The organism is Marinoscillum furvescens DSM 4134, from assembly GCF_003386095.1.
In the GTDB taxonomy this organism is placed as follows: domain Bacteria; phylum Bacteroidota; class Bacteroidia; order Cytophagales; family Cyclobacteriaceae; genus Marinoscillum; species Marinoscillum furvescens.
Genome location: NZ_QREG01000032.1, coordinates 24,456 through 50,284, shown reverse-complemented (window position 1 = coordinate 50,284; position 25,829 = coordinate 24,456). Strand labels below are relative to the sequence as shown.

The window sequence follows — 25,829 nt, the reverse complement described above, 5'->3', positions numbered from 1 at the left end:
TTTGCCTTAAGCTTCCTTTGGATTCCCAATTACTCAGGACACCCTTGCCTTCAGCTAACGATTCCACTCCATCTGGGCTCGTTCGGGACTTGGTTTAAAAAAAAACTCAACCTCACCCTAGAGGTAGAGGAAAGTGTGCATGGCACACCAAAAAAAGGCTGCCACATTTCGCGACAGCCTTCTGTTATTTAATTGTAGATGAAAAGCTATTTGCCTCAATCGAAATGAATCTCGATGCTATGTCTGGCAATGTTGCCATCACTGTCCGTCACTTTTACGATTAGGTAGAGGTGCTCGCCTTCTTCCAGTTCGTCCAAATCGCTTTGGGTAACCACGATGCTCTCACCTTCCAGCAGGTCTTGTAGCAATACTGATGTCTCTCCTTCTGCTTCCACGTCTTTATCGTAGATATTTTCTTCCAATACCCGTCCATGACTGTGATCATGGTCATGCTCCTCAGCATCTTCCAGGTGACCCACTACGATCTCTATATGATCGAGGGTACCTACCTCATCTTCTATTTCACCATAAAACTTCAGCTCCTCGCCTACTACTCCTTCGTATTCTTCCACTTCTGTGCCATTGGCATCTTCGAAATGAACATGTGCCATCTCCTCATTTGTGATCCAGATCTCCACCTCTTTGGATGATCCATCAGCAAAATTAGTAGCATTTCCTGCTGCATCGATAGCATCCACCACTAGATGATACGGACCTGCTGTAGCATCTACAGGTATGTCTATATGCTCATGAACATCCTGGGTTTTTCCCGAAAGGGTATAACTCTGATCAAAATCAAAAGGAGTAACCGCTACCCGTCCATGGCTATGACCATTGAAGTTGTCATGAATGGATAGGTTAAAAGTGGCCAACTCGACATCATCCTCAAACATCGCATCAAAATGCAGCTCCTCACCAGCAGCAAACGACTCGCCCATCACGGGTTCTTCCAGTGTGATAGTGGGTGCAGTAATATCCACCTCTGTATCATCCTCACATGCCATCACAAACATAGCCGTAACCAATCCTAAACTAAGTGTTAATCTTCTCATATCAAGTTTTTCATATATGCAATTACATTGCAAATGTATTTTAAACTCTATTTAATTGCAAAAGGGATATTTAGAGAAATAACGAAATTTCGTCCCTGCTCGGGAAGGTTGAGGAGTCTGTATCTACTGAGGTGATTGAAATACCGAGTGTTGGTCAGGTTTTGAGCAGATAAGACAATCTCAGGCTTGAAGCCGTTGAACTCCAAATGGCTACCTAGATTTACTCCCAGCAAATGAAACCCGGGTGTGGTACGCTCATTTCGATCCACACGGTTTTGATCAAAAACCCGCTTATAGCTTACCCCTACATTGATGCCTTCTACCCATGGCAGAGAGGGCTCTAGCTCATACTGCAGCTCCGAATAGACCGATGCTGGCGGTGTAAATGGCAAGGGAAGTTTGGAGTCCAGGTTGTAGTTATAGACGTATTCGTAAGCCACCCGAAAATGGATTTCCTCAATAGGATGGTACTCAGCTGCAAACTCCCCTCCAGCAAAAAAGGCATTGTTTTGGCGGTACTGAAATACCTGCCCGCCCTCAGGAAATGCATCTGGATCCATACTCGATGAAAAACTGGCGGTTGGAGCCAAATAGATAAAGCCATCAAACCACGAAACAAAGGGGCTAACTACCACACTAAAATTGCTCTTTTGATAACTCACACTCATATCTCCCTGTATGCCCCGCTCAGAAGTGAGGGTGCTATCCCCTACCTCATGCCTGAAAGTGCCATGATGGATGCCGTTCATAGATAGTTCGGCGGTGGTTGGCACTTTAAAGCTAGTGCCCAGGTTCCATTTGGCATTGAATGCCCTGCTGGGATAGTAGCTGAGACCTACAGCACCAGAGAAATTATAGAAGTCAGCATCAATAGCCGCGTTGCGCTGATAATAGCGCGCTATCGTATTTTCGTCATCGTAAATAGGCTCCTCAAATGCTTCTATTTGTCGATTGGCATAGTCAAACCGTAAACCCGCAGTGGCCGTAACCTTTCGCTGAAAGCTAAACTCCTCGAAAACAAAGGCTCCTATGGAAGAACTGGTATAATCTGGCAATAGAAACTCAAATCCACCGCGTGAATTGAACTGCTGCTGCCCCTGCACACCTACAATCCGTGAATGCCGTTCTGAGAGCTTTTTGAAATAGCGCGCATTTAGACTAAAGGTTTGCAGCCTCAGTGCATGAGCCATTGTACCCTCAGGTCGAGGCCCTTTGCCATGGGCATGAGGGTTAGACTGCTCCTGCCGGTAGTTGTTTTGATAGCCTATGTCCATCTCCAGCCAATTTTTACCTATCAGGATGTTGCTATTCGAAATGATTTTGAAGTGGTTGATTTCCTGTTGGGGCAGGTCCATATCGCGATCATCCCCATCAGGAGTCAGCTGATAAGCCCTCGGTATACCTATGGCTCCTACAAAAAACCCTGCAGTCTGATGAAAGTTGCTCACCGTTAGTGTGGAGTATCCCCAGTTTTTCTTCAGCCCAACCATGGCCGTAAGGTTTCGTTCGTTTCCTGCTGTATTTTTAAGCTGATTGTTGTAGAGCGGCAGGTTAAAGCTGTTGTAATTAAAGGTGGTGGCTGGTACCCGGTAGTCACCAAAGTCCTGCGTACTAAACCGGAGCCGATACACCTTGTCGTCAAAGTTTCCCTCTAAGGAGGTAGAAGTACTAATGGACTGGTTATTGGTTTTGTAGATACTCTGCACGGATCCCCTGTGGGTACCCGGATCTGGAAGCGATGGCGGAAAGATATTGAGCACGCCCCCCAGGCCGTCGGAACCATACATCAGCGAGCCAGGACCTTTCACTACTTCCACTCTGCCCGGCTCAAACATATCAATCTCCAGCCCGTGATCGGTGCCCCACTGCTGGCCTTCTTGTTTTACACCTTTGTCGTTTACGATCACGCGGTTGAAACTCATTCCACGGATCACTGGTTTCGATATGCCCACTCCGGTATTGATGGCATTGACCCCAGGCAGATCTTCTAGCGAGTTGACCAGCGTGCCTTTTCGGTTGCTTTTCAGGTACTCCATATCGATGATCTCCATAGCGAGCGTATGCTCTTTAGGGCCGGTCTTGTAGTGGTTAGACTCTACTACTATCTCGCTAAGCTCCAGTGAGGTAGGCTCCAGCTCTATGGTGATAAGGTCTCCTTCATTGGCATGCGCCGAAATGGTACGTGCCTCATAGCCTACATAGCTTATGTGCAAGTGATAATCAGCGCTTCGGAGGTTTTCAAAGCGAAAAACACCATCCACGTCAGTAATGGTGCCCTTGTCTAGTTCATGAATCACAATAGCTGCACCTATCAAAGGCTCACCAGCAGGATCGGTGACCTTTCCTGTGAGGACACTTTGCCCCCAGGCAGCTGAACATAAAACGATCAGCAGCAATACAAAAACAGTTCGCATCAATCAGTTGGAGTTGCAGGTGTTACATACTCCGTTGACGATCACATCCATATCTGTCATTTTATAATTTTTGGGTAATGAAAGTGCCGGAATCTCCACAGGTACATCGATGCATTCTGTGGTTCCGCATGAGGTGCATTTGAAGTGCATGTGGTTGTGATGGTGCGACTCCACATCACAGTCGTTGCAAAGGCCATAAACCGCAGAGCCACTGTCACCGGGGATTTTGTGCAGCAGTCCATTCTCCTCAAAGGAGTGCAACGTACGGTAAAGCGTCACCCGATCATACTCCTGAAACTTGTCTTCCAGATCCTTAAACGATAGTGCCCGTTGCATTTCTTTGAAATACGCCAGCACATCCATCCGGCAATCTGTGATACGTAGTTTGTGGTTTTTGAGGCTTTGCTTGAGCTCACTGTACTTCATATTGCAAATATAGGGTAAATGCAACTAAATAACAGCTAAGGATTACAAAGGTTCCCCATCGCTTTAAGCAATTCGGGAAGTTCTATTATTTTGGACTAAAACCAGCAAGACATGCCGATTCACCTATATCAATCGCGAAAAGTAAAACGATACCTCGGGGATCATATCTATATGGACAGCCCCTGGCCTGAGGAGCAAATAGACCCGCTGACCATCTGGTATGTGGACGTGTTTTTCATCAACCGTGCTCGCTACCTGGTATTGGCCAACCCGCTCACCAAACTCACATTCTTTGTCTTTAAGTATTCACGAAAAACACACAAAGACTTTTTGGAAACCTTTCACCAAAACCTGAGTGTCTCGATCCGTGCTGGAGGGATTGACCCGACTCTTTATTTGCAAAAATGTGAATTATTTGTCCCCTACACTCAAACGAACCGATCCGCAACGGCGCACCTTTCCCGAATCAAGCAGGACTATGAATATTCCATAGCCAGTGATCTGGAAGAAATGCCTGTTGAAATAGCAGAAAATCAATTCAATACGAAGATCATCAGAAACCCATGCAGTTTTGGCGGCCCGGGCTTTGACATGCCCATCCGGCGGTTTCATCATGAGCTTTTGCTCAGGAGGTGGGTTTAATACGTTGCTTCCAATCAACAGTTATTTTTAATTCTTTTTATTATTTTTATCCGAAGCACCTAACCAAACGAATTAGACTTGACTGACCTATACCAAAACAAATACCGCATCGCATCTGCGCGGAATCCATACTGGGATTATGGATGGAATGGCTCGTATTTTGTCACCATTTGCACCAAAGACCGGATCTGCTGGTTTGGGGATGTGGTGGATGGAAAAATGCGATTGTCGGAAATGGGGGATATCGCCAATAAATGTTGGCGGGAAATCCCGACACATTTCCCATTTGTAAAATTGGGTAACCATGTCATTATGCCTAATCACGTCCATGGAATTGTAATTATTGACAAACCATATGATCATCCCGTGGTGATAGAGACGCAAGATTTTGCGTCTCTATCACCACCACCATCACCACAATCAATCCCGCCAAAAAACCAATTTGGTCCACAATCCAAAAACCTGGCATCCATCATCCGTGGATTTAAAATCGGGGTAACCAAAAATGCACGGTTGATTAATCCCGATTTTGCGTGGCAATCCCGATACCATGATCATATCATCAGAAATGAAAAATCATTTCAAAACATTTCCGCCTACATCAAAAACAATCCCCAGAAATGGCACGAGGACCGATTTCACGCGAATGACCGGAAACCCTGTTAATACCCGTTAACAGGTGTTAACATTTGTTAAACACCACGAACCACCCCTTCAATATTTTTTGGCCTCAGCCTATACTTGCAGCATGATTTAGCAGATCGCCTACATGCGAGAGCGGATAAAATGTTTGAGATTCTTAACCTTTTAATTCGTTAGAAAATGTCAGTGAAACAAGCTATAACTGCAACCAAAGGCGCCAAGGCTGCGCTGAGTGTTGCGCTATTTTCTTTGATGTGCTGGGGTGCAATCGCCCAAAAAAAGGCCATCACCTTCTCCCCCAACCTGTACAACATTGAAAACACTTCAGATGAGACGTTTCGCTACACGGCCACTCTCAAAAACAGCAGCGATGAGGCTAAAACCTTTGCGCTTGAAGCAGGTGTACCTGAGGGCTGGAGGGCATCGTTTAAGGTGCGCGGAAGTAGTGTAAGGTCCCTCAAAGTGGACAAAGACAAAACAGAGTCGATCAGCATAGAGCTCAAGCCTGCACATGAGTGCAAGCCCAACACTTACAAAATACCGGTAACCGCCAAAGCAGAAAACGAAGACCTGTCCTTTACTTTGGAAGCAGTAGTGAAGGGCTCCTATGAGGTAGCGCTCAGTACTCCTTCGGGAAGACTCAGTGGCAAGGTGGTGGAAGGCGAAAAGATGGAATTTGCCCTGAAGGTAACCAACACGGGTACCCTGCCGCTTAGCGAGCTGGACCTCTCTGCACGCACTCCTTCCAAGTGGGAAGCGAGCTTTGAGCCCGAAACCATCGAAAACCTACAGCCAGGCAAATCTACGGAAGTAAAAACCACCCTTACAGTACCCGAAAAAACCCTTCCAGGAGATTACATCACTAAATTCACAATAAAAAACACCGAGTCGCGAGATACCGCTGAGTACCGGGTGACTGTAGAAACCTCCGTGCTGGCCGGCTGGGTAGGCATTCTGGTCATTGTAATAGCTGTTGGTATCGTCTTTTTCCTCATTCGCAAGTTTGGCAGAAGATAAGCAGAGCTATGGAGCGACAAATCATAGAACTGAATAACCTGTCGAAGCGTTATGGTTCGCTCACGGCTGTAGATAGCCTGAGCCTGAGCATCCAAAAGGGTGAGATTTTTGGACTGCTGGGCCCCAATGGTGCCGGCAAAACCACTACCATCCTGATGATGCTGGGCCTCACTGAACCTGACGCTGGCACAGCGTATGTGTGTGGACACAATGCCACCAAAGACCCCATTGCTGTAAAGCAAAAGGTGGGCTACATGCCCGATAGCATAGGCTTCTATGACGATATGACCGCCTGGCAAAACCTGATGTACATCGGTGAGCTCAACGGCATAGCGGGCTCGCAGCTGAAGCAGGTCTGTGAGGAATGTGTACAGCTGGTGGGCCTGGATGCGGAAGCCATGGCTCGGCGCACATCTACCTTTTCGCGTGGAATGAAACAGCGCCTTGGACTGGCCGAGGTGCTCATCAAGCAACCAGAAGTCATCATCCTGGATGAGCCTACCCTGGGCATCGACCCCATTGGGGTAAAGGAGTTTCTAGACCTCATCGTGAAGCTAAGCCGCCAAAAGGGCCTCACCGTACTGCTCTCCTCCCATTACCTACAGCAGGTACAGCAGGTGTGCGATCGGGTGGGAATTTTTGTCAACGGTAAGCTACAGGCCCAGGGTGACCTGTCCACACTGGCCCGGTCCGTCAATGGTAAAGCTGCCTGCCAAGTGCAGATCGTACTTCAACAGCCATTAACCATACCGTGGAAAGATGAGGCTGACATCCGCCAGCTTCCTGCCGTGCAGGAGGTAACCATCGACGGCCACACAGTAGACATAGCCCTGCGGGAGGACATCACCCCGGAGATTGTCAGGTTTTTTGTCCACAAGGGCTACGATGTGGCGGGCGTTCAGAAGAAAGAATACCAGCTGGACGACATCTATCAATCGATTTTTAGCGCCTAGAAAAATGGAACTATGGAAAAGACGAACAATGCAATAGCTGCCACCATATCCTCCACCAGTCAGGCTCTGAGCAACGCCTTTTGGGTGATGGTGCGCAAAGAAATAGCCGGTCAGATACGTAGTTGGAAGTTTATAGTGCTACTGGTACTGATCCTCCTCACCTACTGGGGGTCGCTGCTAGTGTCTATGAGCAACCTACGGTCTATGGTAGCCTCGGTAAGAGATGCGGATGAGCTGTTTCTCTACCTAAAGCTCCTGACCTCCACGGAGGGGAGCCTGCCGCCGTTTCACGTATTTCTCAACTTTTTGGGGCCACTGTTAGGCATCAGCATGGGATTTGATGCCATCAACTCCGAAAAACAAAGTGGTACGCTCAGCCGCATCATGGCTCAGCCGGTGTACCGAGACAACCTGTTGCTATCCAAGTTTGTGAGTGTCATCATTCTGGTAGGGACTCTGCTGGTATGTCTTACGCTACTCATGATCGGCACGGGCACGCTGCTTACGGGCATCCTAATAGAGCTGGAAGAAGTGCTACGCATCTTTGCACATGTGCTGATTAGTCTGTGCTACATTGCCTTTTGGCTGGCCATCGCCATTTTGCTGTCCATTCTCTTTCGGCAGCCGGCTACTTCAGCGCTTACAGCCATCGGTATTTGGCTGTTTTTTACGGTATTCTATGAAGTGATCGTCAACCTGGCGGTGAAAGCCATGATCCCTGATCCGGCACCTCCTGCAGAGCTGATGCGGTTTTACGACCTACTCTTTAGCCTCACTCGGCTCGCACCCAGCCAGCTATATGCTGATGCCACCACCACGCTGCTGATGCCTTCGGTACGGAGCCTGGGTCCTGTCACCATGGACCAAATGGCCGGTGCTATCCCCACGGCTCTGCCATTTAAAGACAGCCTGATGATCGTATGGCCACAAGTGAGCGGACTGCTGGCAGCCACGGTATCTTGCTTTGCATATGCTTACTACAAGTTTATGCGCAGAGAGATTAGGACGTAATACGATCTGGGCTGCATGCAGTTACTGCTGGGTGCAGCCCATCAATAATAAATAATCACCTCCAATCTCCGATTTGCGCTGCGGTCCTCCTCGTCCGAGTTGTCATTGAGGGGGTAGAGCTCACCCGCTCCCGTGTAAGTCATGCGGTCTGGATCTATGCCCTTGTAGACCAACAGCTCATAGATAAACTCGGCACGCCACTCCGAAAGCTGCTGATTATAGCGGTGACTGCCCGTATCATCGGTATGGCCGATCAGGTCTATCTCCGCCTCCGGATACTGGCGTAGCAGCGTTAGTAACTCCTCCAGTACAGCCACTTCTTCATCCTTGGGCCTGCGGCTATTATGCTCATAGGTAAAATAGAGGAGCAGGCTATCCACCATGCCCGCTTCCTTCGGCGGTATCGAATCAGCCAACAGGACACTATCTATTGGCTCCACAGCAGCACTATCTCCCAGAATAGAGAGTTTGTCATCATCTACTGATGCAGGGCGCGCAGGCCTACGACTATAAAATGCAGATCGCCTCTTTCTTTTACTTTTGCGTAAGCGCTTCACCTCCAACCCTATCTCAAAGGCCCCCTGATGGGCCACATGACTATTGAGAGGCACCTCATAGCTGGCTCCTACGCTAAACCGTCGATCATCCACCAGTGTCACTCCGAGGTTTACTCCCTGATTTTGAGTGTAAAAAAGGGAAAGGTCCAGCCGCTGTTTGGTGCGTCCCCTACGCATGTTCATTTTTGATGTTAGCCCCACTGCGGCGGAAAACAGTCGATCGGCTGCCCACAGTCGCACATCTGCTTGCAGGGCAAAATGACGCTTTCGGTATACCTGATGCCCTGCACTTGCATAGAGTATCGGGTTGAGCCTTGCCTCCGACCAGTTGCTTTCTCGTGGCCTGTTGGCACTTAGCAAAGCAACATTGGCATATTTCGCAATTCCATACTTACGGTGACTTTCACTCCAGGCTAAACCCAAATCCCATGTGAAGTACCGACCGTCCAGATCACCACTGATTTCACCATTGGGCTGGGAAGGGTCGAAACCCACCCCCGGAACATACTGCTGACCAGTGGTGAGCTGTGATATAGCGGCAGTCTGCCGAAAATAACTCAGGCCTGTACCCAGGCACAGGCGATGATACCGCTGAGCAGGCAGCAGGTTCACCGCATACAAGCCTCCCATAGTATACGTAGTAAGGAGGCCGTCCAGGCCGGTTTGATCTTGACCAGCCACCAGCCCATACGTCATGGATGGATCCCGAACTTTATTGAAAATGGGATACTTCAGGCTAAGCAGCGCTGAGGTAAGCCGCACCCCGGGCATGGTTTGTTGGGAACGGTACATGAGCTCTGCAGCCATGTAATTATCCATGCCAATAGTAGCCGGGTTATATACCGCATTTGTAAAGTCCACTAATCCGTGCATGGTCTGCTGCCCCTTGGCCCAAAAACCTACGCTTACCAATAGCAGCCAACCAATATGAAATCGCAAACCGTTCATCTTACGAGGTGAATTACTCCCGACTCTGCACCATTGATACGAATAGGATTGCCCGACAAACTCCGTCCTGAAACCTGCCAAAAGTATGCTCCTGAGGGCAGCAACTGACCGAGATAAGTTCCATCCCAGCCAGAAAACAGTAGCTCATCCAGGCTGGCGCTTTCATATACCACCTTACCACGAGCGTTGTAAAGCTGAAAAGTAATCTGCTGCACGCCCTGGAGCCCATACACACGCAGGTTGTCATTGTTTCCATCATGATTTGGTGTAAAAAGGTCTGGCAAATACCCATCATGTTCTACGTACACGGTGATTACTCCCTCTTTAATGCAGCCATTGCGATCAGTAGCTTGAAAGGTGTAGTGGGTAGTCTGCTCAGGCGCAACTTGCATGGTACAGCCTCCTTGCTTCCGTCCGTTCACTTGCCACTGGCAGTATTGCGCTTCCCTGAGCTCCAGGGTCACACTTGCTCCTCGTGTGATGATGTACTCTGGCTGAAACTCCACCTGGCTGGTATCAACAGTAATGGCCACTGTATCATCCATCTGGCATCCAATGCGATAGGTATACCGAGTAAAAAGTGAGTCGTCTTCAGTCACGGTGTACTCCAGCGGATTGTCCTGCCCGAGGCTTCCAGCATTTGCCGATATCCACTCTACCCTTTCCGAATTTGGCACGGAAAACGTTAATAACGATCCACTACAAGCCAGAAGATCTGAAAAAGCAGATACAGGTGGGTCCAGGTAAGCTGCCCCAGCAATGTTGTTGGTGTAGGTGAGCTCAGCATAACCGGAAGCTGGAAATTCTGAATGTACGCTCAACCAGTTTTCGTCATCTCTTGGAAAATCACTTACCGTTCGGCTGCCTGATGAATCATTTAGTACGAGATAAAACGAATCAACTGATTTATCCCGTGGTAGTACTGTAGTAAAGCGAGCAGAATCTTTCCCGTAGACGACCTTTGGCAAAGGCATGACTTTTAACAAACTGGACGATGCCAGCGCCGGATCACCGTCATAGATGCTAATAGGCGTTTTTACATTAATGGTATCATAGCCATCGTTGTAGATTACAAAATCCGCTATTACGGCTGTATCGTTGTAGCAGGTGAGGCTATTAAACCTGGCACGGGCATCCATGGTGGGGTCATCTACGGGCAGCACAAACATCCTGGAGGTGTCTCTGCAATCTCCGGATTGGGCCTCCAGCCAAATGGTATAGTCGCCAGGTTCTTTGAATAAATAGGTGAAGTGCTGACTACTATCAGTCACCTCAGGAAGAACAACAGTCTCAGGTGCACGTGGGGCATGCTGGATATGCCATTCATAAGTGTCAGCACCGGTACTATAATTGACCAGCCGAACAGAATCGGTCATCAGCGCGTGCGGAACTTTGGAAGCAATGATGCGCTTTTCAGGAGAAAATCGTGCAGAGACTCCACACGTCACAGGAATATGGTAAGCAAAAGAAGCAAAACAGGTACTGTCGCTGTTGCGAAAAGCATTGAGTCGTACCTCATACCAGCCCTTTTCAGGAAAAGCATACACAAACGAAGAAGAGTCACTTATCAGCTTGTCGGCTACATACCACCGAAAGGTCAGGTTGGATGAGTCGGCTACTACCGAAAACCTTACCGAATCACCTGCTGTAGACTGTTGCATACTAGCTGAAACCCCCACCGGAGGCAGTTCACAGGGCTTCACACATAAAGTACTGTTGGGCAATTGGGGGTAATCGTTATCAATAAAAAAGCGCATACGCTCTGCCTGTCCCTCCGTAAAAGTACCCGATGAATTGTAGTCCATAAAGTTTTTGGAGTCCGGCACATCTTCCGTAAAAAAGCCATTAGAGTAATTGGAAAGGGTATCAGTAAAGCAGCTATTGAGTAAATTTCCAACAACAGTGTTGTCCGGAGGTGTATCACATACCATATCACCATCCAGCGTACAGTCAGCATTGGCACAGCCCATTGGATACCCTTGGAAGGTATGTAATAAGCCAAAGTAGTGACCTAGTTCATGTACCAAAACATCTACGCTTGCCGACGCAATCCAGACACCTTGATGTGGCGCTGCCAGCCCACCGATACCAAGGCGTGTCCACCAGGTGCGTCCAGAGTACGTTGCCAGAGCCTCTCCTCGAATTTCATCCACCACATAGATATTCACATAGCGAGCAGGATCCCAAGAGACAGTGGAAATGGTACGATCAAGCTCCATGTCTGCATCCAGCCCTCCATAGGGTGTGACGATGTGCTGAATACCGCTGGTCACGCCTGAGTCTGGTGTTGCTTTTGCCAAACAAAACTGAATACCTGTATTGACGCTTTCAGAAAACACCCCCTCTCCTGCAAATGCTTGATTAACTTGATCAAGCAGCTCGATCAGCTCATCCGATCTATCTACCATTGAATGACTGAGAACATGAAATACCACGGGTATTTCGAAAGTGATTCTCCTGGAAGTACTCCCCTGCCAGCGTTCCAGCTTTGTGGCAATGACTAAACGCTCCGCATCGGTAAGGCTCGACTCGCTACCACAGCCATTTTGCGCATAGCCCCAACACACCAACCCAACAAAGATGATCGATAAAAAATACTTCATGGCTGCTCAGAAAATAACTGAAAAGTAATGGGGATAGTAAAATCCTGCTTCACAGGTTTTTGATTTTGCATGGCAGGCTGCCACGTAGGCATGTGACGTACTACGCGCTTTGCTTCTTCGTCGAATAGCGCTCCCAGCGATTGAACCACTTTGATAGCGCCAATGGTACTATCCTCCAGCACCGTAAAGCCCACCACCACTGTACCTGAAATGGAGTCTGGCTTGTGAGCTTCCGGGTAAATGATGTTTGCCTGTAAGTAAGCTAACAAGTGGCTAATACCTGCTATGGGTTGGGCTGCCCTAAAAACACTCATGGATGGGGAAGTATCAATTGAAACAGTATCAGGAATAACAGCCTCCTCTGAACCTGTAGACTCCTCTTTTTGCTCCATAAGTCTGGCAACTGGAAGCTCTGACTGTTTGGTCTTGATCTGGGCGTTCGGATCCAGCCGATCTGGAAGCCGAGTGGCGAGTCCATGTTGAAGGGGCTTGGGTGCCAATCGCATCAGTTCATGGGTTTGCATTTGGATTTTCTCTGGCTTAGTCAAGTCGCTCGCAAGCAGATAAATAATAGCTGTTACAGCGATTGATACACACACCGCTCCTACTATTTTATATTTTACAAGTGTAGCACGGTAGTCTGTATACTGGTCATATAGCGCCTCGAAATTACTATGCTTCGCTCCATCATGCAGGTGCTCGATATGCCGTACGATCTTTACTTTCTTATTTTCCATGGCCATCGATCATACGTTTGAGTTTTTTCAGAATTCTGTAGGTCTTCACCTTAGCGGAATTTTCGGTGATACCGCTCAGGTAGCCAATTTCCTTGAAGGAGTAGCCTTCAAAAAACCGTAACTCCACCAGCATGAGTTCTTTGCTCTTTAGTTGCTCTAATGCCTGGATGAGGGCTGCCTCCCTTTGGAGATGCTCTGCATCAGCACAGCCCATCGACTGGATCAGGGATTCAGCTAGCGCATCATCCATCAGCACAAAGCGCTGATTCTTGCTTTTTCTAAAATATTCGTTACACAGATTAATTGCGATGCGGTGGAGGTAGCTGCTGTAGGGGTGACCCATCTCCCGATAGCTGGACAGCCGGGTCAAAGCATTGAAAAAGACCTGCTGCGCAATATCCGCTGATACTGTGGGCTCATTTACCCGCTTGATCACAAACCGGTAGATCTGCTCGAAATATCGCTCATATAAGCCTTCGAAAGCTCTGTGGTCTTTTTTGGAACGTTCGATCAGTTCCTGATCCGTGACCGTTTCGGTTTTGTTCATTGGTGAATAGGTGCTCCTTTTCCCTGTAGAATGCAGAAATGATCAAAAGATACACTTTCCAGCCAACTTTTTTTCGGAAGTATATCTAGCGCGTCATGTTGGTAAATTTCCAACCGCGACAGCAATGATCAAACATACCCTTAAGCATATACTAAAGTACCGACACCCGCACTTTTTTCTTCTTGATGCGGGTGTTGTTGAGGGTTTTGGCAATTTGAGCAGCTTTTTTGGCGGTAACGGCCACAAATGCACAGTCATGCTTCACCTCAATCACACCTACATCGTCACGATCCAGCTTTCCTTGCTTGATAAACGTACCCGCCAAATCCCCTTTGGATATCTTGTCCTTTCGGCCGCCAGACACAAAGAGCGTCTTCCACACTGGAGCAGAAATATCCTGTCCTGCACCTGGCTTGTAGGTGTCCACCTTCTGAATAAATTCGGGTAAACTTTCTGCTTCCCACTGGATCAGGTACGCCACTCCACTACTATGCATCCGTGCCGTGCGGCCATTACGGTGCGTAAACTCCTCTTCACGATGTGGAAGCTGGTAATGGATGATAAAACCCAGCTCAGGGATGTCCAGTCCGCGAGCGGCCAGGTCGGTGGCCAGCAGCAGCTGGTGCGACTTATTGCGAAACTTCACCAGCGATCGCTCCCGATCGATCTGCTCCATGCCCCCATAAAACGTGGCATGCCCAATTCCTTCTGCCTCCAGGTGCTCACTGAGGTAACTGATGGTGTCTTTGTAATTACAAAAAATAATCCCTGGTTGATCACCCACATTCCTCAAGAGCTGAATGAGTGTTTTGGCTTTGTCCTTTTCAGGCGAAATCACCCGTTTTAAAGTCAGGTTATTGGACTTCTGGCCTAGAAAATCAACGATTTTGGGTTGCTTAAAATTGACGAATGAGGGCACTTCTACACCCTGAGTGGCAGAAGTAAGCACGATTTTACGCACTCGGCGCACCGCCTGTGTGATTTCTATCATCTCCTCATCAAAGCCCACTTCGAGCGACTTGTCAAACTCGTCCAGCACCAGTGTATTGATTTGGGAGGTATCTATATCTCGTCTCCGGATGCGATCTGCTAGTCGACCAGGGGTACCTATGAGGATGGCAGGTGGGGTTTTCAGGTCTAGCTTGTCCTTGCCACCCGAGCGGCCACCATAGATGGCGTTTACTTTGTAGCCGGAACCCATCTCGCGCACTACCTGCTCTATTTGGAGGGCCAGCTCGCGTGATGGCACGATGATCAGCACCTGCACCTTAGACTCCTCCGGATCTAGCTCAGCAATGATCGGCAGCAGAAAAGCCAACGTCTTGCCTGTACCTGTAGGCGATAGCAGCATCACATGCCGTGCCGACTGAATGGCCACTGCGGTGGCCTCCTGCATGGGATTGAGCTGTTGGATGCCTAGTTTTTTAAGGATTTGTTGTTGGTTTTTGATGGACATGGATTGAAGTCAGATACGAATGAGCAGGCAAAGATCACCTTTTTTTCAAGAACCAGCCGTGCACCCGGCCATGGTTAACCAGATGATGAATCAGATAGCTACACTATTGAGTATCAACACGCTAACAATGCTGCCAAATCCATCTTCCTAACTCTACATTAGATTTCTCCTTGCCACAGCCCCAGGAATCAGCTATTATCGAGCAACACTAAAAACGCCAGGCACGTTAGAACCGTGTCTTATCTATCTCGTAAATTGAGGGTTTAAAAAATTCCCAGGGCATACCGATGACCATTACTATAGAAAACATCATACTTATAGGATCCATTCTGCTTCTGATCAGTATTGTAGCAGGCAAAACCAGCTATCGGTTTGGTATTCCTACGCTCCTCCTCTTCCTGTCTATTGGGATGCTGGCCGGCTCTGATGGCATTGGTGGTATCTATTTCGACAATCCACAAATAGCTCAGTTTATCGGCATAGTATCGCTCAATTTCATTTTGTTTTCGGGAGGTCTGGATACTAGCTGGCAATCTGTAAAACCTGTGCTGAAAGTAGGCATCACGCTTTCCACCCTGGGGGTACTCCTCACAGCTTTGGGTTTGGGCTATTTTGTCTACCTCATCACCGACTTTTCCATTTACGAAAGCCTACTGCTGGGAGCCATCGTATCCTCCACAGATGCAGCAGCAGTTTTTTCCATACTCAGGGGAAAGAACCTCGCCCTAAAGAAAAACCTAAGGCCTACACTGGAGCTGGAAAGTGGCAGTAACGACCCCATGGCCTATGTACTCACCATTGCGTTTCTCTCTCTTGTACAACAACCCGAACAGGGCTTCTGGTCGGTAATTCCGGTTTTTCTGCTACAAATGGCTGTTGGAGCTGCGGCAGGTTTCATATTTGGCAAGCTCAGCAAGCTGGTCATCAATAAAATCAAGCTCGACTTTGAAGGCCTGTATCCAGTGCTTACCATCGCGCTAATGTTTATCACCTTTTCTGCTACCAATGCCGTGGGTGGCAATGGTTTTTTGGCCATTTACATCTGCTCGGTGTATTTGGGTAACCAAAACCTGATCCATAAAAAAACCATCATGCGGATGTTTGATGGTCTGGCCTGGCTCATGCAAATCGTGCTATTCCTTACGCTGGGGTTGTTGGTCTTTCCTTCGCAAATTATTCCTTATATAGGCATTGGGCTGTTGATATCTGTTTTCTTAATCCTGGTAGCTCGGCCGCTAGCGGTTTTCATCTCACTGCTTCCTTTCAAAATGAAGCTTAGAAGGCGGTTTTACATCTCGTGGGTGGGTTTGAGAGGCGCAGTACCTATCGTTTTTGCTACCTACCCCTTACTTGCAGGCATCGATAAGGCCTCCATCATTTTCAATATTGTCTTTTTTGTGTCCCTTACGTCGGTGCTTATCCAGGGCACCACCCCCTCCATGGTAGCCAAATGGCTACATGTAGGGTTACCCCAAAAAGCGAAGCCTTTGTCTCCTACCGACGAGCTGCTGGCCGAGCACCCAAAAACGATTATGAAGGAAATCCGGATAGCGCCTGACGCTGCAGCCGTAGGTCTGCAGATAGTAGAACTCAATTTTCCCAAGAAGGCTATTATCGCAATGATCGAGCGCGATGGGGTGTACCTCACACCAAATGGATCTACAGAACTCATGGCAGACGACAAACTCATCGTACTCACCGATAGCATTGAAATTATGGATGAGGTCAATGCAGCATTAAGGATAAACCCCGCTTAGCACAATCTATCGACACAAAACCGCTAGAAAAAAACGAGAATAACCCTACTTTTGTAAAGCTACAACTGCAATACCTTGAGCATACAACGTAAAAACGGCATCATCTCCTTACTACTGGCCACCTACCTGCTGGCCATGGGACTGACCTATTCTGCTCAGTGGTATCTGGTAGGCCCTGAGCTGGCAGCAGTAGCAGCACAAACCGATGACTCTAAGAATTACTTTCACCACACAGTACCTCTAGAGGCAAGTCGTACCATCCAGGTAAAAAACACTCCGCTCCCCCAGCCTTTAGATGAGCCGATAGCCTATACAGCGCAGTGGGCACCAAGCCGTTTTTTCACTGGCCATCTTCAAAAACAGACTTATCAGGAGCTCAACCTGCTGATTGAGCGAAAAAAAGTACAACTCCTCTATCCCTTCCATTTCTACATTTAAGTAGGCCTACACGTATTGAACGCACTGATTGTGCGATTACTATGATTTTCGGCATCCACGCCGACATCTTTTTTACATCAAAACTTTCAAGCAAATGGATATAGGAACAATCGTCATTGGGTTGATCACAGTCGCCCTATGTATTATACCGTTTTTTCTCATGCGAAAAAGCAAACAACTCAATGAACAAAACTTAATCAATGGACTACAGGCACTGGCCGACTCTTACCACTGTGAATTAGCAGCAAAGGAAGTGAGCATGGATTTCGTCATAGGCATTTCTGCTTCAAACAACTATGTGTTTTACTACAAGTATAGAAATGGGAAAATGCAAGAAGAAGCGATTCCTCTGGATGCCATCGATAGGTGCGAGGTGATGACCAGGCGACGTACAATCAAAGCAGGTAAGAAAAGAGAGACGGTATATGAAAAACTAGAACTTGCATTTATACCGCAACACGCTCAAACACCACCCACACGGGTTACGTTTTTTGATGCTGATGAGCAGATCCAGCCCAATGGACAGCTCAAACTCATACGCGACTGGGAAGCGCGTATCAACGAAGTACTGAAAGCGAGAAAACTGGTCAACAGCTAAATGAAGGCCCCGAGCACCGCTCGGGGCTTTTTGGTAGTTCCAAGAATTTTCAATTCAAGAAAAGTCTCCTTCGTTTTGAATTTTGCGTTGTAATTTCGGGCACTTAGGGAATCCTCACTGTCAAATGAAACTCTTGTTAGCCAATATAGCGCAACACCTAAGTCTTCCAGACAAAGACCTCAATAAGCTTACCTCGTACTGGAAAAGTGATCAACTAAAAAAAGGTCAATTTCTATTACAAAGTGGACAAGTGTGCAAATTTGACACTTTTGTATTGAAAGGAAGTCTTAAGGCTTCCATTCATAACAAGTCCACCCATAAGGAAGAAATTATCTTCTTCGCAATCGACGATTGGTGGGCCACAGACCTTCATAGCTTCCATCACCAGAGCCCCTCCTATATGACCATCCAGGCTTTAGAAGATTGTGAAGTAGTCAAACTATCTCACAAAAATTTCGAGCTACTTCTTGAAGCATACCCCACAATGGAGCGCTACTTTCGGCTAATCCTACAGTCGCATAGTGCCGCGCTTACTCGCAGAATTTACCACCGAAATGCGCTTTCGGCACAAGAACGTTACCTTTCCTTTTTGAAAGAATACCCTCAGCTTAATGCCCGAATTCCCCAATACCTGATTGCTTCATACCTTGGGATGTCTGCCGAAATGCTCAGCAAAATCCGGTCACAATTGCGATCTTGAACTAGTTCAAGGCAATTGGCTTGGCAATACTGAAACTTTGCCACCAAAAAAACATGAAGGTACTAAGCATCCAATCGAGCGCCAGTATGGACCGATCGCTCACCCGTCAGCTTTCAGCTCAATTTATTCAGTCACTGGCACAAAAAATTAACTTTAAACTTACCACTTTGGACCTGGTAAATGACAACCCTCCTTTCGTTACTCCCGAATGGATCGCAGGGGCGTTCAGTAGAAAAAGGCTTACGGTAACTCAAAAAGCTGCTCTTGAAAAATCAGACAACTATATTCAGCAAGTCAGACATGCTGACCTCCTGATCATCGGAGCACCCATGTACAACTACGGTATGCCTGCTGTACTCAAAGCCTGGATTGATCAGGTAGCCAGGGTAAATAAAACCTTTTCATTTGATCTATCGAGGGGAGACGAACCAATACGGCCCATTTTATCGGGTAAAATAGCAGTAGTATTTACCTCATCCGGAGAGTTTGATTTTCAGCCAGGTGGTAGCAGATCAAACCACAATCATCTGGTACCACACATCAAAAGCTGCGCGCACTATCTGGGAGTAGATACTGTTAAAAACTTTCACCAAATCGGTATCGAATATCAGGAATTCAAGGATCTGCGCCATGAGCAGTCTAAAGCTCGTGCGTTTCAACAAATACCTGAGCTCGTCAGCAAGCTAATTTAGGCAATGATTAGGGGGTTGGACGTAAATGGAAAAAACTCCAACCCCTTAAAGCTCATGCTGCGCTTTTGACTTGCTCATAAAGTGAAAGACAACCTTAAGCACAACCAGCAAAAACTGCAACAAACCACATGCAGGCAAGAGCAGCATGTAAACCCAAAGAACTACCCCTGGCCCGTTTTCATCCCACATATTGCCCCCACCTGATGCTAGATATGCATAAACCAATGGCAACAGGAACAGTCCCGTATTGGCTATCATCAATCCATTCACTATTCGCTTTCTACGCACATTTTGGTCTTGCGCAAATACAAATATGACAGCTACTAAAACCAATACAAATGCAATGGAAACAATCATAAATTACTGGTGGCTTACACCTTTAGGTTTAACAGGATGACCCAATGGAATTATGCATTAAGGTTCAACCTGTGAATTAATTGTATGTGAGCTTAATAACCCGAATAGGCCGTAGGATACAAAAAAGTAATGTCTATATGCGAAACATTGTTTTGATACTCCGGCAAGACTTTGAGGTCGTTCCACTCGGGCGAATCCACAAAAGCTTTCCAGTGATCATCTCGGCTTTTTTGATCAGCAAATGTGGTCATATACATAAGGTTTGGCATACTGGCCCCTGCCAATACCTCTCCATAAAACACAGCATTGAACCCTAACTTATCAAACAGCTTCACTTCGCCTCCTGCATTGAACATGTCTACCTTGTTTTTAAAATCAAACTCTGTGGCAGACTCGTAGCTGCGTAGTTCATAGATACGGTCTGCTCGAAAGCCAGTAAGCGGAGTAGGCACCAATGATGGAAAGTCTGCAAATGCCCTCATAAGCACAGTACTTATTCGGTTATACGGGGGATTGTCATGTGCTGCATGTAAGTAAGCGCTCCCTGCCTTGAGGTAAGTCTCATCTGCCAAAAGGACTTCATCGAGTTTTACAATATCCTCTAAAGCCGAAAAAGACTGTAACACATACGTCTTTCGCAACGTATCTTGCTCCGGTCTGAGCTTAAATACCCCTGCGCCCTGGAATCCGTGCCGCTTGAGGGCCGGTAAGTACGCTTTGCGCAGGTAACTGTCTAGTGCCATTTCCTGCTCTTCCGAGTCCAGATGGTAAATTTTGAGCTGATGATAGGCCCGATCAGCGATATGAGTCTCACTTGCAGGAGCTGTGGTTGGCGTACATCGCGCCATGAGCGCAAACAAAAAAACAGGTAAATAAATCGATTTCATAAGTATGAGTTAATGTGACGTTTAGCCCTCAGGAAGTTGTTGCCATTTCTTAGGACAGAGCCAAAGCTAATGGATATCTACATGAGATAAGCACTCCGCCACATCCAGTAGCCTACCCTGTTAACTAGCCTGCTTCGCGCTGGCTATGATCAGATACCTTTTCACGACCAAAATTCACTGCATCAATACATCGGAATCCTATTTAAAAATTTCTTTTGGCTAAGCCTTCCACACACCAGCCTGTGTACTCTATTTTTGCGCTCATGTACATTGCGATTTGTGGGAATATAGGATCAGGGAAGACTACCCTGGCGGAGAAGTTAGGGCATCACTACGGCTGGAATGTCCTCTATGAAAGTGTAGAAGACAATCCCTATTTGGCGGATTTTTATGAAGACATGGAAAAGTGGGCCTTTCACCTGCAAATCCACTTTCTAAACAGCCGATTTAATCAGATTAAGACCATTCAGGAGTCTGGTGTTTCCTCTATTCAGGACCGCACCATTTACGAAGACGCTTACATCTTTGCCAACAACCTGCGTAGCTCCAACCTCCTCAACGAGCGCGATTACCGCACATACCGAGACCTGTTCAACTCTATGGTGGAGCACATTAAGGCGCCAGACCTGCTCATCTACCTCAAAGCGGACATCCCACGCCTGGTGAATCAAATCCAAAAGCGTGGCAGGTCTTACGAGACCACCATGCGGATCGACTACCTCAAAAACCTCAACGACCACTATGTAGAGTGGATCAAAGATTATGATCAGGGCAACCTCCTCGTAATCGATGTAAACAACCTGGATTTTGTGGAAAACCCCGAAGACTTTGCACTCATCGTGGAGCGCATTGATGCGGAGATCCATGGCTTGTTTAGCCAGCAATAGCGAGCACTTCAACTACCTACCTTAGTGACTGGGACCTAACAAAATCTTCATACGAATAACATGGTGTTTCAAACAATGCATCGTAATATTGCAATTACATAATTAACTTAGCGAATTATATGAAACTATCCGAAATCAAAAGCGCATTGGCAGGGTTAAAAGAAGTCACTTTTGTGGAGCCTTCTGGCAAACTGGTGCCTGCACATTTTCATGTAACCGAGATAGGTGCTGTGCACAAGCATTTTATTGACTGTGGAGGTACTGAGCGCAAAGAATCCGTCATCAGTCTTCAGCTGTGGACGGCAGATGATTTTGACCACCGACTGGGAGCGCAGCGGTTTGCAGAGATCATCGCCAAATCCGAAGAAGTGCTCCAACTGGAAGACCTGGACGTAGAAGTAGAATATCAGGGCGAAACGATAGGTAAATATGGGCTGGAGTTTAGAAACGGTGCTTTTTACCTCACCCCTTCACAAACGGCCTGCCTCGCCCCTGACCAATGTGGCGTGCCTGCGTCTAAACCAAAAGTGAAGCTTTCGGAGCTTCAAAACTCATGTGCCCCCGGATCGGGATGCTGCTAGCGAGTTGGTGAAAACACTACCTTCTATAGCTTCTTTTGGAGCGTCAAACGAATACCAGTATGAATTTAGTAAGGTTACAGCCTCCGATGCTTTCATACTGGCTTTTCTTTTTTTAGCTGTCCATTGATACGTCCATTTTTCGTGATGTAACTTGCGCTCCCGATTAATTAGATACGACCAGGCATGACACTCAAAACACCACTTGGAAGATTGCGCACTTTTGCCATATTGGAAGGCATCAGTTACTTGCTTTTTGGCATCACCATGCCTCTCAAATACGCTATGGATATCCCTCAGCCCAACTATATCGTGGGCATGGCCCATGGCTGGCTTTTTATCCTGTATATCATCTTTTGCCTGCAATGCATCCGCATCTATCGCTGGCCGCTAGTGACTTCACTACTAGTACTGGCAGCCTCGCTCATTCCCTTCGGCACATTTGTGGCTGATGCAAAGGTGTTTAAGCGGGAAAAAGAAGCTTAATCGAGTTTTTTACAGTTGATAACTAACTTGATTCACAAATCCCAACCGTTTCGAACTGCTTCGAGCTTTGGGATCAAGCAGCTTTTTGAGTAATCGCTTTTAGATAGAAAAATCTGAACCTGATCTCCTTGCTGTACCTTGTTCTTAAATGATTGATCATCTGTAATGGAAACTCCCTCCAGACTTGACCCATCGGCACTTTCATACCGATAATGTACATGCCATAGATGTTTGAAAAACGGAAATGGTAGAATGCTATTACTAGTAACTGAAGTTACCTCAGCAGATCCCACCTCACCAAAACGGTAGAGATGCAATTCCTTTTTTATTCTCAGATACAAAAGCCCTGACGATATCAAGCCGATAAAAAAAATGGGACAAACTACCAACACTATGATTCGAACCGGAAAATGAAAAGGCTCAAAATCAACAAGAACTGAACCACCTCCATCATAGCTCACGGTAACAGCAACTCCCGTATCCAGTTGCTCTAAAGCTTTGGGGTCAAGTGTTCTAAAAATACCATTAGCAATACTATCCCCAGCACTATATTGATAGCTGACCAACATTGGGTTTTGTCCATTTATAGTCACATTTTGTTGGCTTTCGATCTTTGTCACTTTCCCTTCTACATAAGTCCCATTATTTATGAGGTATTTTTCATCTACATTCGGAATGTCTGAGTTAATCAAACTCAGCACCAGGATAAATATTGAAGTGACAAACAAAGGCAGAATTATCGCAACCAGGGAATAAATAAAATGAATCGGCCTTTTCTTCATTAATGAAAACACCGTAACCGGTCTTACATGCCGTCCATTTACTTTTTTGCCATCCTTCATAGAAACTTAAAAAATCAAAACTCGATTATATTAATATTATAATTGTAAAGTAGGTGTTCATCCTTATGAAGAAAAGAAAATCTCTCCCCAATATAAATGATCCTTCTCCCCTAAATAGGGCAAGCCTCAAATCTGACGCACATCACATCGAAAAAACAATCCCATCTCTTGTGGAAAGCCTAATTGGTTGCATTCAAATAGAAGATGGTTACGACCTCAAAAAGGACTATACCGAATATCTCAGCAAAAAAATAGTTAGTGCAGTTGAGGAGTCTAAAAACCACTATCTATTCCTGATCTCAAAAAAATTCCTCAAAAGATCGATTCCTAATAAAACTCCGTAAGACAGGACTTTCAATGGGAATCAACCTTTCAAGGCTTCTAAATACTTCTACCCCATCTGGACCTTTTCGTACTCCAGCGCGAAAGGCTGCTCATAAAACCGCCGACCAGTAGCCTGATACAGTGCATTGGCCAAAGCACCAATCACTGGCGGCAGTGAAGGCTCACCCAGACCGGTGGGATGTTTGTCGTTTTTCACAAAATGCACGTCGATATCCATCTGGGCTTCCTGATTTCGAATCAGACGATAGCCATCAAAATTGTTTTGCTGCGGAGTACCGTTTTCGAAGGTCATCTGACTATAGAGCGCATGCCCGATCCCATCGATCATGCCCCCCTCTACCTGATTGATGGCCCCTTCCAGGTTGACGACAATCCCACAATCTACCGCACACCAGATCTTTTGGATTTTGGGTAGGTTGTCCCCATCTTTTACCACATCCATTACCTGCGCTACATAAGAGTTGTGGCAGTAGTAAGCCGCCACTCCTCGGTATACCCCTGGCTTGTTTTCACCCCAATTGGCTTGCTCCCTGACCGCACGTAGTACGCCAGCATAGCGTTCAGGGTCATAGTCATTTTTCTCACCCACGGGATTTTTGATAGCCCGATCAAACAATTCCAAGCGGAAATCAATCGGGTCTTTCCCTGCAGCCTCCGCTACCTCATCCAAAAATGCCTGCTCTGCACCCGCTGTAAAATTAGAGCGTGGTGCACGCCATGCTCCTGTGGAAATATTGGTATTCACCCAGTAGTTGGTCACTTTGTAATAATCCACCGTACCCGCAGGGAAGCGGTTGGCGAAGAGCGGACTTCCAGGTATACCTGTGCCTTTGGCTTCAAATGCCACCAGATTCTTTTCCTTATCTAGTCCGGCACGATAGGTCACCCGGTATGCCGGGCGGTAGGTCCCCTGAGTCATGTCATCCTCGCGTGTGTACACAAGTTTTACGGGTCCTTGGATAGCTTGAGAGATTGCGGCAGCTTCTAGTCCGAAATGCCCATACAATCTGCGTCCAAAGCCTCCTCCCATTCGGGTCATATCCACCGTAATGTTAGCTTCTGGAATTCCCAACAGCTTGGAAGCAGACTCGCGAAGGTTTTCGGGCGTCTGAATTGGCCCCACGAGCTCAGCTTTATCCGCCGAGACATTTGCATAAAAATTCATCGGCTCCATCGTGTTGTGAGCCAAAAAAGGAGCTGTATACGTGCGCTCTACTATTTCATCGGCTTCAGCAAATGCTTTAGACACGTCACCATCTTCTCGCGCTACATGCCCTTCCATTTGCTCCATAGAGTCCTTCATGGCAAACTCATGATCGGTCGTGTTTTCTAACGAACCATCAGCTTCCCATTCTAGCTGCAAGGCCTGCTTGGCCTTCATTACCTCCCAGGTGGTAGTTCCTACTACCGCCACCAGTTCATTGAAAGCATTGGTATCTGACCACTGCGGCTCCTCCAGCGAAGTATTGATTCGGACCACCTCATGAATGCCGGGCATAGCTTTCACCTCGTCATCGTTCATAGACTTCAGCTTCATACCAAAGGCCGGAGGGTGAACGATCATGGCAACTTTAGTAGCTTCATCGCCAGCATAGTCTATACCGAAAAGCGGCTGGCCAGTCACTATCTTTTTGGCATCCACATTTTTCACCCGCTTACCGATAAGCTGAAAATCTTTGATCTCCTTTAGCTCCACTTCTTCGGGTACTTCAAGATTGGAGGCATCCAATGCCACGTCACCATAGCCCAGCTGGTCACCTATAGCAGGATTAGTAATGATGCCTTTCTCTGCTGTGAGGCCATCTACAGAAACCTGCCATCTTTTTGCGGCTGCTTCCATAAGCATGCGTCTAGCCGTAGCTCCCGCCATGCGCAGCCCATCCCAGCCATGGCGTATGGATTGGCTGCCACCGGCCAGCTGGCGATCAAATTTATCGGTATTGAGGGTGGCCTGCTCTACGATGACCTGCTTCCAATCCACATCTAGCTCTTCGGCTATGATCATGGGCATAGAAGTCTTTACATTTTGTCCGATTTCCGGATTAGGAGAAAAAAGCGTCACTACGCCATTATTGCCGATCTTGATGTAGGCATTGAGGTCGTACCACTCTTCAGGTATTTCCAGGGTTTTGGTACCGGGAGTACAGGAAGCCAGCCAGCTAAAGCTGATCATCAGTCCGGCACTACCTGCCGAACTTACTTTAAGAAATGAGCGTCTATTGATTCGAGTTTTTATTACTGTCATGAGTTCGGGTGT

Annotated in this window: 26 protein-coding genes; 14 read left to right on the top strand and 12 right to left on the bottom strand. The window is 47.1% G+C overall.

From position 1 onward, the window contains the following. Nucleotides 1–215 precede the first annotated feature (215 nt). Genes C7460_RS22110 through C7460_RS22100 form a run of 3 tightly spaced genes read right to left on the bottom strand, consistent with a single transcriptional unit; the run spans nucleotide 216 to nucleotide 3,892 of the window. Nucleotides 216–1,052: a DUF4625 domain-containing protein gene (locus tag C7460_RS22110; RefSeq protein WP_115870326.1), complete on the bottom strand. Its 837-nt coding sequence runs from the start codon at nucleotides 1,050–1,052 to the stop codon at nucleotides 216–218. A 47-nt stretch (nucleotides 1,053–1,099) separates the two neighbouring features. Then, nucleotides 1,100–3,466 carry a TonB-dependent receptor gene (locus C7460_RS22105; RefSeq protein ID WP_115870325.1) on the bottom strand — a complete coding sequence of 789 codons (2,367 nt, stop codon included), beginning with the start codon at nucleotides 3,464–3,466 and terminating at the stop codon, nucleotides 1,100–1,102. Between the two features lie 3 nt (nucleotides 3,467–3,469). After that, nucleotides 3,470–3,892: a Fur family transcriptional regulator gene (locus C7460_RS22100; protein ID WP_115870324.1), complete on the bottom strand. Its 423-nt coding sequence runs from the start codon at nucleotides 3,890–3,892 to the stop codon at nucleotides 3,470–3,472. Between the two features lie 111 nt (nucleotides 3,893–4,003). Here C7460_RS22100 and C7460_RS22095 point away from each other — a divergent pair, with 111 nt between their 5' ends. From C7460_RS22095 to C7460_RS22075, 5 genes are all read left to right on the top strand, one after another. Continuing rightward, on the top strand, nucleotides 4,004–4,534 hold the full coding sequence (locus C7460_RS22095; protein ID WP_115870323.1) for a DUF6933 domain-containing protein: 531 nt from the start codon (nucleotides 4,004–4,006) through the stop codon (nucleotides 4,532–4,534). 78 nt (nucleotides 4,535–4,612) lie between these two features. Further along, nucleotides 4,613–5,200 (top strand): transposase, encoded by a 588-nt coding sequence (locus tag C7460_RS22090; RefSeq protein ID WP_115870322.1) that lies wholly within the window; start codon nucleotides 4,613–4,615, stop codon nucleotides 5,198–5,200. A gap of 162 nt (nucleotides 5,201–5,362) precedes the next feature. Beyond that, complete coding sequence (locus tag C7460_RS22085) at nucleotides 5,363–6,193, top strand: COG1470 family protein (RefSeq protein WP_221409606.1); 831 nt, start codon at nucleotides 5,363–5,365, stop codon at nucleotides 6,191–6,193. Between the two features lie 8 nt (nucleotides 6,194–6,201). Beyond that, a complete protein-coding gene (locus C7460_RS22080) occupies nucleotides 6,202–7,146 on the top strand; it encodes an ABC transporter ATP-binding protein (RefSeq protein WP_115870320.1) in 945 nt (314 codons plus the stop codon). Between the two features lie 12 nt (nucleotides 7,147–7,158). Beyond that, nucleotides 7,159–8,157: an ABC transporter permease gene (locus C7460_RS22075; protein WP_221409605.1), complete on the top strand. Its 999-nt coding sequence runs from the start codon at nucleotides 7,159–7,161 to the stop codon at nucleotides 8,155–8,157. 41 nt (nucleotides 8,158–8,198) lie between these two features. Here the strand turns inward: C7460_RS22075 and C7460_RS22070 are convergent, their stop codons facing one another. From C7460_RS22070 to C7460_RS22050, 5 genes are all read right to left on the bottom strand, one after another. After that, entirely contained in the window at nucleotides 8,199–9,662 is a 1,464-nt protein-coding gene (locus C7460_RS22070; protein ID WP_115870319.1) for an OmpA family protein, read from the bottom strand. Further along, nucleotides 9,659–12,265, bottom strand: coding sequence for a M43 family zinc metalloprotease (locus tag C7460_RS22065; protein WP_115870318.1), 2,607 nt, complete (start codon nucleotides 12,263–12,265; stop codon nucleotides 9,659–9,661). Before C7460_RS22065 ends, C7460_RS22070 begins: the two co-directional genes overlap by 4 nt. After that, nucleotides 12,262–13,002, bottom strand: a complete 741-nt coding sequence (locus C7460_RS22060) for an energy transducer TonB (RefSeq protein ID WP_170148140.1) — start codon at nucleotides 13,000–13,002, stop codon at nucleotides 12,262–12,264. Before C7460_RS22060 ends, C7460_RS22065 begins: the two co-directional genes overlap by 4 nt. After that, a complete protein-coding gene (locus C7460_RS22055; protein ID WP_115870316.1) occupies nucleotides 12,992–13,549 on the bottom strand; it encodes an RNA polymerase sigma factor in 558 nt (185 codons plus the stop codon). Before C7460_RS22055 ends, C7460_RS22060 begins: the two co-directional genes overlap by 11 nt. A 151-nt stretch (nucleotides 13,550–13,700) precedes the next feature. Further along, complete coding sequence (locus C7460_RS22050; RefSeq protein WP_115870315.1) at nucleotides 13,701–15,005, bottom strand: DEAD/DEAH box helicase; 1,305 nt, start codon at nucleotides 15,003–15,005, stop codon at nucleotides 13,701–13,703. Between the two features lie 287 nt (nucleotides 15,006–15,292). Between C7460_RS22050 and C7460_RS22045 the strand changes: the two genes are divergently transcribed. From C7460_RS22045 to C7460_RS22025, 5 genes are all read left to right on the top strand, one after another. Next, entirely contained in the window at nucleotides 15,293–16,762 is a 1,470-nt protein-coding gene (locus C7460_RS22045; protein WP_115870314.1) for a potassium/proton antiporter, read from the top strand. 75 nt (nucleotides 16,763–16,837) lie between these two features. Further along, nucleotides 16,838–17,200, top strand: a complete 363-nt coding sequence (locus C7460_RS22040; protein ID WP_115870313.1) for a hypothetical protein — start codon at nucleotides 16,838–16,840, stop codon at nucleotides 17,198–17,200. Nucleotides 17,201–17,294: 94 nt separating this feature from the next. After that, a complete protein-coding gene (locus C7460_RS22035; RefSeq protein ID WP_147303056.1) occupies nucleotides 17,295–17,798 on the top strand; it encodes a hypothetical protein in 504 nt (167 codons plus the stop codon). 124 nt (nucleotides 17,799–17,922) lie between these two features. Continuing rightward, nucleotides 17,923–18,498: a Crp/Fnr family transcriptional regulator gene (locus C7460_RS22030; RefSeq protein WP_115870311.1), complete on the top strand. Its 576-nt coding sequence runs from the start codon at nucleotides 17,923–17,925 to the stop codon at nucleotides 18,496–18,498. A 53-nt stretch (nucleotides 18,499–18,551) separates the two neighbouring features. Next, nucleotides 18,552–19,190, top strand: coding sequence for an FMN-dependent NADH-azoreductase (locus tag C7460_RS22025; RefSeq protein WP_115870310.1), 639 nt, complete (start codon nucleotides 18,552–18,554; stop codon nucleotides 19,188–19,190). A gap of 45 nt (nucleotides 19,191–19,235) precedes the next feature. Here the strand turns inward: C7460_RS22025 and C7460_RS22020 are convergent, their stop codons facing one another. Beyond that, on the bottom strand, nucleotides 19,236–19,547 hold the full coding sequence (locus C7460_RS22020) for a hypothetical protein (protein ID WP_115870309.1): 312 nt from the start codon (nucleotides 19,545–19,547) through the stop codon (nucleotides 19,236–19,238). A gap of 92 nt (nucleotides 19,548–19,639) precedes the next feature. After that, a complete protein-coding gene (locus C7460_RS22015) occupies nucleotides 19,640–20,434 on the bottom strand; it encodes an NIPSNAP family protein (protein WP_115870308.1) in 795 nt (264 codons plus the stop codon). A gap of 263 nt (nucleotides 20,435–20,697) precedes the next feature. Between C7460_RS22015 and C7460_RS22010 the strand changes: the two genes are divergently transcribed. The 3 genes from C7460_RS22010 (at nucleotide 20,698) to C7460_RS22000 (ending at nucleotide 22,385) form a co-directional block, all read left to right on the top strand. Next, entirely contained in the window at nucleotides 20,698–21,321 is a 624-nt protein-coding gene (locus tag C7460_RS22010) for a deoxynucleoside kinase (protein ID WP_115870307.1), read from the top strand. Between the two features lie 119 nt (nucleotides 21,322–21,440). After that, a complete protein-coding gene (locus C7460_RS22005; protein ID WP_115870306.1) occupies nucleotides 21,441–21,902 on the top strand; it encodes a DUF6428 family protein in 462 nt (153 codons plus the stop codon). A gap of 183 nt (nucleotides 21,903–22,085) precedes the next feature. Further along, nucleotides 22,086–22,385 (top strand): DUF3817 domain-containing protein, encoded by a 300-nt coding sequence (locus tag C7460_RS22000; protein WP_115870305.1) that lies wholly within the window; start codon nucleotides 22,086–22,088, stop codon nucleotides 22,383–22,385. Between the two features lie 32 nt (nucleotides 22,386–22,417). Here the strand turns inward: C7460_RS22000 and C7460_RS21995 are convergent, their stop codons facing one another. Next, entirely contained in the window at nucleotides 22,418–23,227 is an 810-nt protein-coding gene (locus C7460_RS21995; RefSeq protein ID WP_115870304.1) for a hypothetical protein, read from the bottom strand. 65 nt (nucleotides 23,228–23,292) lie between these two features. On the opposite strand from C7460_RS21995, the gene C7460_RS21990 reads away from it, so the two are divergent. Then, nucleotides 23,293–23,571: a hypothetical protein gene (locus C7460_RS21990; protein WP_115870303.1), complete on the top strand. Its 279-nt coding sequence runs from the start codon at nucleotides 23,293–23,295 to the stop codon at nucleotides 23,569–23,571. Nucleotides 23,572–23,618: 47 nt separating this feature from the next. On the opposite strand, the gene C7460_RS21985 is transcribed toward C7460_RS21990, so the two are convergent. Next, the gene (locus C7460_RS21985; protein ID WP_115870302.1) at nucleotides 23,619–25,817 is read right to left on the bottom strand and encodes a xanthine dehydrogenase family protein molybdopterin-binding subunit; all 2,199 of its coding nucleotides are present in this window, start codon (nucleotides 25,815–25,817) and stop codon (nucleotides 23,619–23,621) included. Between the last annotated feature and the right edge of the window lie 12 nt (nucleotides 25,818–25,829).

Excerpts from the sequence above, each read along its gene's own strand:
- C7460_RS21990 (WP_115870303.1), top strand. The coding sequence starts at position 23,293 with ATGAAGAAAAGAAAATCTCTCCCCAATATAAATGATCCTTCTCCCCTA.
- C7460_RS22005 (WP_115870306.1), top strand. The coding sequence starts at position 21,441 with ATGAAACTATCCGAAATCAAAAGCGCATTGGCAGGGTTAAAAGAAGTC.
- C7460_RS22010 (WP_115870307.1), top strand. The coding sequence starts at position 20,698 with ATGTACATTGCGATTTGTGGGAATATAGGATCAGGGAAGACTACCCTG.
- C7460_RS22065 (WP_115870318.1), bottom strand. The coding sequence starts at position 12,265 with ATGAAGTATTTTTTATCGATCATCTTTGTTGGGTTGGTGTGTTGGGGC.
- C7460_RS21985 (WP_115870302.1), bottom strand. The coding sequence starts at position 25,817 with ATGACAGTAATAAAAACTCGAATCAATAGACGCTCATTTCTTAAAGTA.
- C7460_RS22095 (WP_115870323.1), top strand. The coding sequence starts at position 4,004 with ATGCCGATTCACCTATATCAATCGCGAAAAGTAAAACGATACCTCGGG.
- C7460_RS22045 (WP_115870314.1), top strand. The coding sequence starts at position 15,293 with ATGACCATTACTATAGAAAACATCATACTTATAGGATCCATTCTGCTT.
- C7460_RS22060 (WP_170148140.1), bottom strand. The coding sequence starts at position 13,002 with ATGGAAAATAAGAAAGTAAAGATCGTACGGCATATCGAGCACCTGCAT.
- C7460_RS22100 (WP_115870324.1), bottom strand. The coding sequence starts at position 3,892 with ATGAAGTACAGTGAGCTCAAGCAAAGCCTCAAAAACCACAAACTACGT.
- C7460_RS22080 (WP_115870320.1), top strand. The coding sequence starts at position 6,202 with ATGGAGCGACAAATCATAGAACTGAATAACCTGTCGAAGCGTTATGGT.
- C7460_RS22035 (WP_147303056.1), top strand. The coding sequence starts at position 17,295 with ATGGATATAGGAACAATCGTCATTGGGTTGATCACAGTCGCCCTATGT.
- C7460_RS22070 (WP_115870319.1), bottom strand. The coding sequence starts at position 9,662 with ATGAACGGTTTGCGATTTCATATTGGTTGGCTGCTATTGGTAAGCGTA.
- C7460_RS22055 (WP_115870316.1), bottom strand. The coding sequence starts at position 13,549 with ATGAACAAAACCGAAACGGTCACGGATCAGGAACTGATCGAACGTTCC.
- C7460_RS22020 (WP_115870309.1), bottom strand. The coding sequence starts at position 19,547 with ATGATTGTTTCCATTGCATTTGTATTGGTTTTAGTAGCTGTCATATTT.
- C7460_RS22015 (WP_115870308.1), bottom strand. The coding sequence starts at position 20,434 with ATGAAATCGATTTATTTACCTGTTTTTTTGTTTGCGCTCATGGCGCGA.
- C7460_RS22000 (WP_115870305.1), top strand. The coding sequence starts at position 22,086 with ATGACACTCAAAACACCACTTGGAAGATTGCGCACTTTTGCCATATTG.
- C7460_RS22030 (WP_115870311.1), top strand. The coding sequence starts at position 17,923 with ATGAAACTCTTGTTAGCCAATATAGCGCAACACCTAAGTCTTCCAGAC.
- C7460_RS22110 (WP_115870326.1), bottom strand. The coding sequence starts at position 1,052 with ATGAGAAGATTAACACTTAGTTTAGGATTGGTTACGGCTATGTTTGTG.
- C7460_RS21995 (WP_115870304.1), bottom strand. The coding sequence starts at position 23,227 with ATGAAGGATGGCAAAAAAGTAAATGGACGGCATGTAAGACCGGTTACG.
- C7460_RS22105 (WP_115870325.1), bottom strand. The coding sequence starts at position 3,466 with ATGCGAACTGTTTTTGTATTGCTGCTGATCGTTTTATGTTCAGCTGCC.
- C7460_RS22050 (WP_115870315.1), bottom strand. The coding sequence starts at position 15,005 with ATGTCCATCAAAAACCAACAACAAATCCTTAAAAAACTAGGCATCCAA.
- C7460_RS22075 (WP_221409605.1), top strand. The coding sequence starts at position 7,159 with ATGGAAAAGACGAACAATGCAATAGCTGCCACCATATCCTCCACCAGT.
- C7460_RS22025 (WP_115870310.1), top strand. The coding sequence starts at position 18,552 with ATGAAGGTACTAAGCATCCAATCGAGCGCCAGTATGGACCGATCGCTC.